Source organism: Bacillus sp. ISL-4 (assembly GCF_018613275.1).
GTDB lineage: Bacteria > Bacillota > Bacilli > Bacillales > DSM-1321 > Peribacillus > Peribacillus simplex_E.
Map to the genome: position 1 here is coordinate 149,940 of NZ_JAGGQN010000010.1, position 13,085 is coordinate 163,024.

Here is a 13,085-nt window from a genome sequence, read left to right on the forward strand (position 1 = left end):
TTATTTTTCAGCAGAAGAAACGGCATTCCGTTTTACGTCTCCAAATTTTGGGATATGATGCTCACCAATTGCTACGTGGATAACTTGTGTTTCCGTATAGAATTCGAAGCTATAATGGCCACCTTCACGTCCTACCCCACTATATTTCGATCCTCCAAATGGTATCCGCAAATCCCTTACGTTTTGGGAATTCACCCAGACCATCCCGCTATCGACAGCCTGTGCAAACCTATGTCCACGTTTCATATCATTGGTCCATACATAAGCAGCGAGACCATACTTTACATCGTTAGCCATTCTCAGTACTTCCTCTTCAGTCTTGAAAGGAATGACTGCCATGACTGGTCCGAAAATCTCTTCCTGTGCTACCGTCATCTCATTTGTACAGTTCAAGAGAAGCGTCGGGGCAATATAATTCCCTTCCTTGAACGCACTCGGTATGGCACTGCTTACAATTTCCGCCCCTTCATCTTTTGCTATATCCAGATAACGGGAGACATTATTAAAATGGTTACGATGGATCAGCGGTCCGATTTCCGTTTCTGGGTCCATTGGGTTTCCAATTTTGATATTGTGAACACGTTCCTTCAACTCTGCAACGAACTGGTCTATTATCGATTCATGGACAAATAATCTGGAATTGGCTGTGCAGCGCTCCCCATTAAATGAATAAATTCCCCAAACCACGGAATCCAGGGCTTTTTCTAGATCGGCATCTTCAAAAATGACCGCTGGCGATTTACCTCCGAGTTCCATGGAAAAACGTTTCATTGTATCCGCACCATTTTTAATGATTTCAGCGCCAGTCGTCGTTTCTCCGGTAAAGGATATCAATTGGACTTCAGGATGGGCAACCAAGGACGCCCCTGCTGTTTCCCCAAAACCGTGAACGATATTGAATACGCCTTTCGGCAGACCGGATTGGTCAATGATTTGTGCCAATTTATTGGCAGTCAGTGGGGACCACTCCGCCGGTTTAAGGACACATGTATTACCTGTAGCCAGGGCCGGGGCGATCTTCCAGGTTTCTAACATGAATGGCGCATTCCAAGGAGTGATTAATCCTGCCACTCCTATCGGTTTATGGATCGTATAATTGATGAAAGTGTCATCCACTTGATACGACTCTCCTATTAGCCTGCTTTTCACCATCTCAGAATAAAAACGGAAATTCTCCGCTCCCCTTGCCGCCTGTTTTTTTGTCTGGCTAATCGGCAACCCTGTATCAAGGGATTCCAAAAAGGAAATTTCTTCTGCATTTTCTTCAATTAAATCAGCAATCCTATTAATGTACTTCAATCTTTCTTCCACTTTCATCGTTCTCCATGGGCCATTATCGAATGCAGCTCTTGCGGCAGCTACCGCTTGATCAATATCCTCTTTAAACCCTTCTGCCACATTATTGATTGCTTGATTATTAAAAGGGCTTAGATTTTCAAATGTTTTTCCTGAGATACCATCGACAAATTGACCATTAATATAATGCTTGACATCTTGCACGGGAAAAGTTTGCATGATAAATCCTCCTTTAAAAAATAATTTTGGGAAGATGACAATATTCGATTAGATTTGTGCAATCTTCCCAATCTAGCAATTATGACTGGATTATTTGGTCAATCAACCCGTATGATTGAAGGGTTTCACGCAGTTCTTTTTCCAATGGTTCCGAAGGCGGTCCCATAGGCGGCCTTAATGCAGGATTGATTTTCCCCATCATCCCCATCGCAGCTTTTAATGGTCCTGGATTGGTTTCTTTAAACAAGACATCATTCAATGGCATTAATTTGTAATGGAGGTCAAGTGCCTTATCCACATCACCCTCCACCCAAAGGTTATAAATTTCCGCAACTTCTTTAGGAGTGATATTTGCAGTGGCACTTATATGTCCTGCCCCTCCAATAGCCAACATTGGATAGCATAATAATTCGATGCCGGAATATAAGAGAAAGTCCCTTCCACAATTCAATAAGACACGGTTCACATGTTCGAAATCTTTATTAGATTCCTTTACACCAATAATATTTTCACAATCTTCAGCAAGACGTGCCAATGTCTTCACTTCTAAATTCGTCGCCGTTCTCCCGGGAATGTTATAAACGATAAGCGGGATATCAACAGAATCGGCTACCGTTTTAAAATGATTGTAAAGTGCCTGTTGATTCGGTTTATTGTAATAAGGAACGATGACTAAAGCAGCATCCGCGCCCATTTCCTGTGCCCTTTTTGTCAAATGCAACGTTTCTTTCTGATTGGCAGATCCAGTACCTGGTGCAACTGGAACACGGGCTTTTGCGGCTTTAATAGCCGTTTCCATCACTAATTCCCGTTCCTCAATCGTAAGTGAACTCGGCTCGCCGGTAGTACCGCATACCGAGATTCCATGGGAACCGCTTTCAATGTGCCAGTTTACTAGATTTTCAATTGCCTTTACATCAACTTCCATCTTTTCATCAAACGGAGTGATAACGGGAGCGATGGATCCTCTTAAACGACTTTTGATTTCCTCGTACATTTTTTCTACCACCTTTTAATTATTTGAATATTCGGAATAATTTAAGTGAAAAAATCGGCTTTGCTTTTATGAATAATCGATCGACTATTATAAAACAAAGCCTGGGTCATCAAAGTGCCTGATCGTGTTTAGTTTCCGCCCTCTGCTTAAATGTGCTGATGGCATTCAGTTTATGCTTTCTCACCAAGGATTCAATTTCTTCAAAAGATGCTTTTTCCTTTAGAAGCTTTATGATGCTTTCATGTTCGCGAATCGATTGGACTGCGCGTTGCGGAACCATGGTGAACATGGACTTTCTGACCCTATTCATTCTTTGTTGCGCCTGTTTAATTTCTTCCTTTAAAAAGGAATTTCCGCACTTTTCATAAATTTCCGCATGGAAACATTCGTTTAACTTACCAAACAGCTCTAATTCAAAGTTATGGAGGGCTTTTTCCATTTCTTTGTTTAAATTAATTAGATTTTCAAAACCATGATCATTCATCGTTAAAGAACTGAGGGCAGCAGCATATCCTTCAAGCAAAGATAAAACAGAAAGAGTTTCAATGTATTCGCTCTCATTAATGCTTGTAACCACCGCTCCACTATATGGCTTATATTGAATAAGGCCATCAGATTCCAGTTGTCTGATCGCTTCCCTGACAGGAATCGGACTTAAACTAAGTTCTTTTGCCGTTTGATCGATAATGATCCGCTGTCCAGAACCATATGTTCCATCCAAAATTAATTTACGAAGGTGCTCATAAGCTATTTGCTTTTTGCTGGGGTTTTTGTTTTTCTCTTCCATATTTTCATCATATATGAAATCATATATGATTGCAATCGATTTTTATTAAAAATCATATATGATTTTTACTTTTCTTTACAAGCTTGTTTTGCCATAAATAATGACCTTTTCCTTTGTCATAGTGAAGTGAGCTAAAACGCTTATCATGTCTTCTTCCCGAAAGTGCCATATCGAAATACAATCAAAAAAAACCTGCAGACCCTGATGTAGCCAGGTAGTCTGCAGGTTTTTAAAAAATTATGCCATTTTTGATTTAACGAATGAATGTATTCTTTCAACTGCTGCTTCCAGCAGCTCCAATGAAGTTGCATAAGAAAGTCTGATGTTATCGGGTGCACCAAACCCTGAACCTGGAATAACAGCCACTTGAGCTTCTTCCAGCAACGCAGTCGTAAATTCCTCGACATTGCTGTACCCTGTTAATTCAACTGCACGTTTAACGTTAGGGAATAAATAAAATGCCCCTTGTGGTTTAATGCAGCTGATCCCTGGAATTTCAACCAATTTATCATATATCTTATTCAAACGGCCTTCAAATGACTGACGCATTTCTTCAACAGGCTCCTGTGTGCCTTCATAAGCGGCAATCGCACCATATTGAGCAGTTGTGGTAGGATTGGATGTGCTATGGCTTGCAAGGTTCGTCATTGCTTTAATGATGGACTCATCACCGGCTGCATAACCAATTCTCCAGCCAGTCATTGAATGCGATTTAGAAACACCATTGATGATGATCGTTTGCTTTTTCAATTCAGGTGAAATCTCTGCAATGGATGTATGTTTAGCATTTCCATAAACCAATTTTTCGTAAATTTCGTCGGAAACGATCAAGATATCATGAGCCAGGCAAACTTCCCCGATAGCTGCCAATTCTTCCCTGGAATAAAGCATGCCCGTTGGATTGCTTGGAGAGTTGATGATAACCGCTTTCGTTTTTTCGGTAATTGCTTGTTCTAATTGTTCTTTAGTGATTTTATATTGATTTTCTTCCGTACCGACTACATAAACTGGCTTTCCGTCAGCAAGCTTGATTTGCTCAGGATAGCTAACCCAATATGGTATCGGAACAATGACTTCATCTTCTTCATCCAGGATAGCTTGAAACAATGTGTAAAGCGCGTGCTTTGCACCTGAGCCAACTACAATTTCAGACGGTTTGTAATCCAAGCCCTGATCACGCTTCAATTTAGCCGCAATTGCTTCTTTTAGCTTCGGCAGACCAGCGGATGGCGTGTATTTAGTTTGACCTTCATTCATGGAAAGAAATGCTGCATCTATGATATGTTTGGGCGTATTATAGTCTGGTTCACCAGCACCCAAACCAATTATATCTAGACCTTGGGCCTTAAGTTCCTTTGCTTTTGCCGTGATTGCCAATGTTGTTGATGGCGTTAATGACTGAACGCGGTTCGCTAATTTCATTTTAAATTAATCCTCCATTCTAAATGCTTCGATAATACTTCAACCATTCCCCAGTTTTAAAATCATAATAGTCATAGTTAAAACGCTCGGATTCATCAAGATACGTTACTTCCCAAAGCGGAACGTTCTTTTCCATGCCTAGCTTAACCGAAATGATTTTTTGGGGATTAAGCTTTTCTTTGACAATGTTTAAGATTTCTTTTTTTGATTTACCATCTTTATAGTTTTCCACTACTATTTCTTTCTTCTTGTCCTCAGGAAGCCAGACTATTTTTTTAGTCCCTTTTTCTCCCTTACCAATGATTACAGAATATGAATCCTGCCCATTATAAAGGTAAAATTCTTCCATGGTCACAAGGCCGCCCTCTTCCTTTGCCTTTTTGAAAGCCTCATTACCAGCCTCTTTTTTAGGCTGCAACGCTTTAATATATGCCCCGCTGACAAATCCGATAAAACAAAGGACCAGGATAGAAGCAATAATCAACCATTTTTTCAAAGCTGCTTTTCCTTCTTTCTATGTACGATAAATTGTAAATATCGCTTTTTCTTGATCTTGGGAATCCAGTGCTAGGCCGAACATTAAGTCATCTTTTTTCAATGTTCGGTTCAAAGAATCCACAATTTTATACAGATCAGGAGAATGTTGCAACCTGACTGTTGAAATTACTTCGATTTTACTTTCCATGAAAACGCCCCTCCATTTTAATAATTTGTCAACAACCACTGGTATGAATAGGATTTGAAGGCTTTACCACCTATCACATTATACCAGCTCAAAGGTTATTTTTCTTTATAAATTCTTAAAAATTCATTTTAGATTAAGAATGATTTAAAGATTCTTTAAATCCACTCTTCTATCATTTCAGCCATTTCTGTTATTGAGGCTTGGTGCCAGTCCACGTCCGGAATGGCCTTTTGAAATTCAGGTCCATATTTGGCAGTGATGATGCGGCGATCAAGAATTACCAAAATCCCTTTATCTTCTGGAGTGCGTATAAGTCTGCCGAAACCTTGCCGGAACCTTAATAGGGCTTCAGGTAAAGAATACGCAGAGAAAGGATTGCGCCCTTGCTTCTCGAGAAGTTGGCATTTTGCAGCTGTCACTGGTTCATCCGGTGGCGAAAAAGGCAGCCTGACAATGATTAAACAAGATAAATCCTCGCCGGGGATATCGACGCCTTCCCATAGGCTGGTTGTCCCAAACAGGACGGCTTTCTCGAAGTTTTGGAAATTCCTGAGCAGCCTCATCCGGCTTCCGCCAGAAATCCCCTGGGCAAACAGCGTGAACTCATCCAGTACGCCACTGTCTTTGATGGAATGATAGGTTGCCCGCAGCATTTCATGCGAGGTGAATAATACCATCATTCTCCCTTTCGCTGCCTGAGCGGCAGCAATAATATGATTTGCCGCTGTTTCGGAGAATTCCTCCACCGATAAGCAATTGATATCTGGTAGATCATTTGGAACCAGTACCTTTACGAGTTCCTTATATGGAAAGGGTGAGGGTAAACTTGCCGTATGCATTGGCTCATTCTCTAAACCGAGTTGTTCTTTAAAATACTTAAAAGAATCCTTCACCACGAGGGTTGCCGATGTCATGACCACACTCTTTTGGCGCCCGAAATAGGAATCCCATAGCCGTTTACTTCCTGCAATCGGCTGAACCGTCAAAGTCACCCCATGCTGGGGTGCTGCATTCGTATAATCAAGCCAATAAATATTTTCTTCATGCGGCTTGATGAAAAATTCATGCAAGGAGTCTCTGGTATCCTGTAAATTTCCAAGCAGCACCTCGATATCATTCAAGTGAAATAATGAATTTTTTCCTAAGGGGGACTCATTATTCAATAAAAGAGCCAATCTTTTCTCTAACTCCGAGATGATGTATCCTAATAAATCCACCAATCGCTCAGCAACCAGAATCGCTTTACCCCATCTTCCATCATCTATTTTGAATGAAAGCCGTTTCGGACTCATGGAACGTGAAAGTTTTTCCGCCTGATTGGAGATATAATAAAAAAGCTGTTCGAATTCATACGAAAAATCGCTAAGCTTTTGATCTAATTCATGCATGGACTTCCCATCCGTCAGTCCATTATTTAAGAGCATCCTGTCCAATTTATATAATAATTGCTTTTGATCTGATGTCCCTAGTCTGTTCAAAACCGTCTTCACCGAAATGTAATTAAGCCTGCTCCCAAGCTGTTTAGATGCAGCCTGTTCCAAATGATGTGCTTCATCGAGAATCAAATACCCTTTTTTGGGAATCAAGGCGTCTTCTGTAAGCAGATCCGTCATTAAAAACGAATGGTTAGTAATGATGATATCCGCCTTGGCAGCTGTTCTTTTTGCCCGTTCAAAAAAATCCAATTCAAGCCAGGGCTGTTTTAAACCGGCGTATGTTAGACCATCACTTTGAAGCCTATTCCAAAATAGCTGACCGCCGCTTGTGAGATTCAATTCATCTTTATCGCCTGTTATGGTTTCAGTGAGCCAAACCAATATCTGCATTTTCGTTAATGCCGTTTCATAATTATCTTCCTTTTCACGCAATGCCCTTTCGAACTTTGCCAAGCTCAAATAATTACTTCTCCCCTTAAGTAAAACAGCTTGAAATGTAAAGGGAAGGATTTTCTTAAGTTTAGGAACCTCGTTTTGAAGAAGTTGATCCTGTAGCTGAAGCGTATACGTTGAAACAACGACAGGTTTATGATGTTTTTTTGCAAAATAAACAGCCGGAAGCAGATAGCCTATGGATTTTCCAATACCTGTCCCAGCTTCAATGATTGCATCTTGGCTGGATTCGAAGGAATGGTGAATCATGTTCATCATATCAAGTTGTCCGCTTCTTGCTTCAAAGGCAGGGAATGCCCTTTGAAGCATGGTTATTTTTTCCTCATCATCGAGCGGGAATTTCGACTCCGTGTCTTTATGATCACCAACGTCTTCGGCCTTTTTAAATGCAAGGCCCCTATACGTAATAAGATCAGGTGAATGGACTTCTGCTTTAGCAAGTTTGCTTGCAATGCAAGCATCTATTAATTCGGAAACCTCACTTTGTAAGGAATAAGATAATCGATATAACTGTTTTAGTGTCATGACTGGAAGGTTCATCAGCTTTTTTTTCAATTCCAACAATAATAAAGCGGTGGCATATGCATCACTATCCGCTTGATGGGGCCTGGAATGATCCAGGTTTTCTTCTTTAGCCAGCTGGTGCAGCTTATATCCATCGGATGTTGGTTTTAATATTTTCGCTAACTCTACTGTATCAAGGGTGGAACCATAAAACGGCTCAAACCCGCATCGTACTAATTCTTCCTGTAAAAAAGATAAATCAAATAAAACATTATGGGCAACAAAACAAGCCCCTTCTATAAGCCGGGCAATATTTTCTGCAACATCTTCAAAGTCAGGTGCATTTTTTACCGTCTCGTTGCTTATTCCGGTCAATTCTTCAATAAACAAGGAAATTTCCTGTCCAGGGTGGATGAATGTCGAGTATTCATCCACAATTTGGTCATTTTCGATGACCACGCCAGCAAATTGTATAATCCTATCTCCTTTTTTCGGAGAATTCCCTGTTGTTTCCAAATCAACCACTACATATCGTTGCATCATGAATTGTACACCTCAAACTTCGCTTTCTCCACTTCCTGATGGAATTCTCTTATCTTTTTTATACCATAATAATCGTAATAAAGGAAACAAGCCGTTCATCTAAAGACTAAAAGGGCCGGCACCTGTATGCATGATTCATGCACATGTGCCGGCCCCCCGCTTACATGATTGTAGCTGCAGGTTCGTTTGAAATCAAATCAATGATTTTGTTGTTTTCATCCATGATCGCAACTTTTGGTTTGTGCTCTCCCAGTTTATCCTCTGAAACCATTACATAAGAAATGATAATCACGATATCATCCGGCTGCACTAGTCTAGCCGCCGCTCCATTCAAACACACTACACCGCTACCCCGTTCACCCGCAATCACATACGTTTCAAGTCGTGCACCATTATTATTATTCACGATGGCGACTTTTTCGTTAGGCAGAATCCCCACCGCATCAATTATGTCTTCATCAATCGTAATGCTGCCTACATAATTCAAATTAGCTTCAGTTACCCGTGCCCGGTGAATTTTTCCATTCATCATCGTTCGAAACATCTCAATCCCCCCTGATTTTCATGAATTATTCTACATATAAGGTGATATTATCAATTAGTCTCGCATGCTTGAACTTTACAGCCAATGCAATGATGACGTTTCCTGCAAGCGATTCAAGTGGTTTAAGTTCCGGATATTGATAGACTTCAATATAGTCGATCACTCCACTTGTTTGGGCAGCAATATGTTCACTTACTAAGGCCGTGACGGCTGCTGTATTTCTTTCACCTGATTCAACAGCCTCTTTGGCCTTTAATAAACTTTGGTACAGCTCTTTAGCCTCCATGCGTTCTTGATCTGATAGGTTAACATTTCGCGAGCTCTTCGCTAACCCATCTTCTTCGCGAACGGTATCTACAGCAACAAGCTGGATAGGGAAATTAAAGTCTTTGATCAGTCCATCTATCACGGCGACTTGCTGGGCATCCTTCTTTCCAAAGTAAGCTCTATCAGGAAGGATGATATTGAAGAATTTCGTTAAGACCGTCGCTACACCATCAAAGTGTCCAGGCCTTTGTCTCCCGCATAAAACATCGGTCCTGCTTTGGACAACAACCTTCACAGATGGTTCTTCACCGTACATTTCGTGGACTGTTGGATAGAAGAGATAATCCACTCCGCCATTTGCTGCGACATTTTCATCCCGTTCCATATCCCGCGGATATGTTTCAAAATCCTCATTAGGTCCAAATTGCATCGGATTCACAAAAATACTCAATACCACAATATCATTTTCTTTGCGAGCCTTTTCCAAAAGGGTTGCATGCCCCTCATGTAAAAACCCCATTGTCGCTACATAGCCAATGCTTTTGTGATTGTTTTTTTCCTCTCTAAGTGCCAGTTGCAAATCAGCCGCTGATGTAAAAGTTTTCATCTTTTCCCCCCATAAAGTTCAGAAAGCTGCTCTTCCTTCATAGTAAAAGTATGTTCTTCCGACGGAAAATCTTTAGATTTCACTTCATTCACAAAGCTTGTAATCGATTGACCAATCAGTTCATTTGCATTTCCATAAACTTTTACGAATTTCGCTAGCCGGTCTACCCCATACTTGATGACATCATGGTAAACGAGGACTTGACCATCCGTTTCTGCGCCTGCCCCAATTCCAATGGTCGGAATTTCCAGGTTCCGTGTGATGAGTTCCCCCACTTGATGTGGAACACATTCAAATACTACTGCCATCGCCCCTGCCGCTTCACACTTTTTCGCATCTTCCAAGAGCTGTGCTGCACTTTCGGCATCTTTTCCTTGCACTTTATATCCGCCCAGAACGCCGACTGATTGAGGAGTCAAGCCAAGATGGGCTACAACCGGGATGCCCGCCTTGGTCAATGCTGATATTTTTTCAACAACATCATCCGCTCCCTCAAGCTTCACTGCATCCGCTTGACCTTCCTGCATGATTCGGGCAGCATTCTTGAGTGTTTCATCCATAGATAGGTGATAGCTCATAAAGGGCATGTCCGTCACGACAAATGTATTTGGTGCCCCGCGTTTTACTGCCTTTGTATGATGGATCATATCATTCACCGTAACTGGAATCGTTGAGTCATATCCCAATACGACCATTCCTAAAGAATCGCCGACTAAAATCATGTCAACACCGGATTGTTCGGCTAACTTTGCTGACGGGTAATCATAAGCCGTCAGCATGACAATTTTCTCTTGATTTTGTTTCATTTTCAAAAAATCTCCGGACAATTTCATTTCGTTTCCTCCTTTTGATGGAGGAGATGAAAACATCAGCGAAAACTGGTGTCTAAACATTCATGCGCAAAAAAAAGACTGACTAAAAAAGTATCTGTTTCGCTACGAAAAATGGCTTAAAAAGCCAAATACCGATCAATAAACAGACTTATCTTTTTAGTCAATCTTTGTTTCATCAGAAGTTTCATCCCTCCGTCCCCGTCCAGTTCTCTGGATCAAGGCAGATTTTCAAATAATTTGGTATTTATGGGGGTGCAGTTCACATAGATACTGCCCACTTGCATTATATCAATCCAAATTAAAAATTTCTATTTAATTTTCACGAATTTGACAAAAATCTACTGAATTTCAATATCAGCAGAATATATCGAATGTACGATTCCTTTTCCGTCTTCAAGAAGTAAAACGCCTGAATCCGTTATGCCCAATGCTTTTCCGACAATCGTGTCATTAACGGTACTGGCTTTGATAACCTGACCAAGACTGATCGCATAACTCTCCCATAAATCCTTTATGGGCATGAAGCCTTGATCTAAATAGAGTTCGTACAAATTTTCCAGACGGAACAATGCTCGTTGAATGACCTTGGACCTTGAAACCGTCCCTCCACTTTCTATGAGAAGGGAAGACGCTTTTTCCTGCAGTTCTTCAGGAAAATCCTCCAATTGCTGATTGATATTCATTCCAATTCCGATAATGACAGAATGGATTCTATCTGACTCCGCCTGCATCTCCGTAAGGATGCCCACCACTTTCTTGCGATTCACCAAAATATCATTCGGCCACTTTATTTGTGGCTTCAAATCAGTGGTATCCTCTATAGCCTGAGCCACAGCGACCGCGGCCAATAATGTAAGTTGCGGAGCCTCATGAATCGGGATTTTCGGTCTTAGGATCAGACTCATCCATATGCCGCTGAATTTCGGGGAATGCCAAGATCTCATTAGCCTTCCTTTTCCGGATATCTGCTCCTCGGCAACGACGAGGGTTCCCTCCTGAACGCCATCATTTGCTAGTTGATGCGCAATCTTTTGAGTGGATTCTACAGTCTCCTGATAGTGGATCATCTTGCCGATCGTTTTTGTTTCCAAGCCAAGTTGTATTTCGCTCTCTGACACTTTTTCCGGAGCTGATATGATCCGGTAGCCTTTTTTCCTAACGGCTTCCACGTTATATCCTTCACTGCGCAGGTCTTCTATATGCTTCCAGACAGCTGTGCGCGAACAGCCAATGTATTCAGCAATTTCCTGACCGGATATGAACGCACCATCCGCTTTCGAGAGGGCTTCCATCAGCTTTGTTCTTAACTCAGATTGCATTTCACCAGCCACCTCTTAATTTCTTCTTTATCATTTCTTAATTCTTCATTCAAGACCGCTTTCAATATTTTTTCCAAGTATTCTTTGACCCATGGACCTGGCTTTTCTTTATGCCAATTCAATAAATCCGTCCCCGAAACGGCAAGATCCGACATTTGTTTTATAATAAGTTCATTGTAGCGCCGATGTGCATTCTCCTCCGCATCCGATACATTACCACCAGTCAGTGCCGCCTTGACTTTAGCAGCTTGTACAGCTACGCCATGACCTGCATGAAATACATCGATGGCTGATGGTTCTTTCTTCACTAGCTGTATCGTACGTTGAATGTTTCTTATCGTTTTCAAAGGCAGCTTCCATGCCCTCAAAGCCTTTTCCAGTTCCTGATCCTTTGTGTGAACCATGATTATAGACCATATTTCTGCCGCTTTTAGCTGATGAAGAGGCAGGTTCAGTAAGTCCATTAAATGATCTTTTTTACTGGAGAATAGAGGCAGGTATTGATATAATCCGCTTTCCAGCAAGAGTGTGAAAGCCCTTATCTTATTGGAGCCGGCCACTAGCTTCTCAAATTCAACCAGGATTCTTTCGACAGCGATTTCACTGATGATCTGGGCGTTCTCTTTAAGGGAATCAAAGGTTTCTTGATCCAGGTCAAAATCAAGTTGACTGACGAACCTTAAAGCACGCATCATTCTCAATGCATCCTCATGAAACCTTTCATGCGGGTTGCCAACCGTGATGATCCTTTTTTCTGCCAAATCACGCTTACCATTAAATGGATCGATGATCTTTCCGGTCTTGTCCATTGCCATTGCATTCATCGTAAAATCTCTTCTTTGCAAATCCTCAGTCAAAGAACGGACAAATTGTACAGAATCGGGTCTGCGAAAGTCCGAATACCCGCTTTCCGTTCTAAACGTCGTCATTTCGTATGTACCCGTATCCGTAATGACAAGCACTGTTCCGTGGTCGATTCCGATATCAGCCGTATTAGGAAAAATCCTTTTGATTTCCTGGGGTGTTGCGGAAGTGGCGATGTCCACATCGTTTATGGGCATGCCAAGGATATAATCCCTTACAGAGCCGCCAACGAAATAAGCCTCGTATCCTGCTTCTTCAATCACTTCAAGAATGGGTACTGATTTTAAGAATAACCGATCCATCAGCATC

Annotated in this window: 12 protein-coding genes; all 12 read right to left on the reverse strand. The window is 41.4% G+C overall.

Annotation, left to right across the window (positions count from 1 at the left end):
* The 12 genes from hpaE to J7J00_RS07110 all read right to left on the reverse strand — a co-directional run bounded on the left by hpaE (window position 1) and on the right by J7J00_RS07110 (window position 13,078).
* Window positions 1–1,515: a 5-carboxymethyl-2-hydroxymuconate semialdehyde dehydrogenase gene (hpaE, locus tag J7J00_RS07055; RefSeq protein WP_214789302.1), complete on the reverse strand. Its 1,515-nt coding sequence runs from the start codon at window positions 1,513–1,515 to the stop codon at window positions 1–3.
* A 79-nt stretch (window positions 1,516–1,594) separates the two neighbouring features.
* Window positions 1,595–2,512 (reverse strand): 2,4-dihydroxyhept-2-ene-1,7-dioic acid aldolase, encoded by a 918-nt coding sequence (gene hpaI, locus J7J00_RS07060; RefSeq protein ID WP_214789304.1) that lies wholly within the window; start codon window positions 2,510–2,512, stop codon window positions 1,595–1,597.
* 109 nt (window positions 2,513–2,621) lie between these two features.
* The gene (locus J7J00_RS07065; RefSeq protein ID WP_214789307.1) at window positions 2,622–3,299 is read right to left on the reverse strand and encodes a GntR family transcriptional regulator; all 678 of its coding nucleotides are present in this window, start codon (window positions 3,297–3,299) and stop codon (window positions 2,622–2,624) included.
* A 237-nt stretch (window positions 3,300–3,536) separates the two neighbouring features.
* Window positions 3,537–4,721 (reverse strand): pyridoxal phosphate-dependent aminotransferase, encoded by a 1,185-nt coding sequence (locus J7J00_RS07070; RefSeq protein ID WP_214789310.1) that lies wholly within the window; start codon window positions 4,719–4,721, stop codon window positions 3,537–3,539.
* Between the two features lie 19 nt (window positions 4,722–4,740).
* Window positions 4,741–5,217, reverse strand: a complete 477-nt coding sequence (locus J7J00_RS07075; RefSeq protein ID WP_063233239.1) for a cell wall elongation regulator TseB-like domain-containing protein — start codon at window positions 5,215–5,217, stop codon at window positions 4,741–4,743.
* A gap of 18 nt (window positions 5,218–5,235) precedes the next feature.
* On the reverse strand, window positions 5,236–5,406 hold the full coding sequence (locus J7J00_RS07080) for a YpmA family protein (RefSeq protein WP_065310840.1): 171 nt from the start codon (window positions 5,404–5,406) through the stop codon (window positions 5,236–5,238).
* A 155-nt stretch (window positions 5,407–5,561) separates the two neighbouring features.
* Window positions 5,562–8,342 (reverse strand): ATP-dependent DNA helicase DinG, encoded by a 2,781-nt coding sequence (gene dinG, locus J7J00_RS07085; protein ID WP_214789312.1) that lies wholly within the window; start codon window positions 8,340–8,342, stop codon window positions 5,562–5,564.
* 160 nt (window positions 8,343–8,502) lie between these two features.
* Window positions 8,503–8,886: an aspartate 1-decarboxylase gene (gene panD / locus J7J00_RS07090; protein ID WP_076365694.1), complete on the reverse strand. Its 384-nt coding sequence runs from the start codon at window positions 8,884–8,886 to the stop codon at window positions 8,503–8,505.
* A gap of 25 nt (window positions 8,887–8,911) precedes the next feature.
* On the reverse strand, window positions 8,912–9,760 hold the full coding sequence (gene panC / locus J7J00_RS07095; protein ID WP_214789315.1) for a pantoate--beta-alanine ligase: 849 nt from the start codon (window positions 9,758–9,760) through the stop codon (window positions 8,912–8,914).
* Complete coding sequence (gene panB, locus J7J00_RS07100) at window positions 9,757–10,593, reverse strand: 3-methyl-2-oxobutanoate hydroxymethyltransferase (protein WP_214789318.1); 837 nt, start codon at window positions 10,591–10,593, stop codon at window positions 9,757–9,759. The genes panC and panB overlap by 4 nt, the downstream gene beginning before the upstream one ends.
* 338 nt (window positions 10,594–10,931) lie before the next feature.
* Window positions 10,932–11,912: a biotin--[acetyl-CoA-carboxylase] ligase gene (locus J7J00_RS07105; RefSeq protein ID WP_214789322.1), complete on the reverse strand. Its 981-nt coding sequence runs from the start codon at window positions 11,910–11,912 to the stop codon at window positions 10,932–10,934.
* Window positions 11,897–13,078: a CCA tRNA nucleotidyltransferase gene (locus tag J7J00_RS07110; protein WP_214789325.1), complete on the reverse strand. Its 1,182-nt coding sequence runs from the start codon at window positions 13,076–13,078 to the stop codon at window positions 11,897–11,899. The genes J7J00_RS07105 and J7J00_RS07110 overlap by 16 nt, the downstream gene beginning before the upstream one ends.
* Window positions 13,079–13,085: the final 7 nt, after the last annotated feature.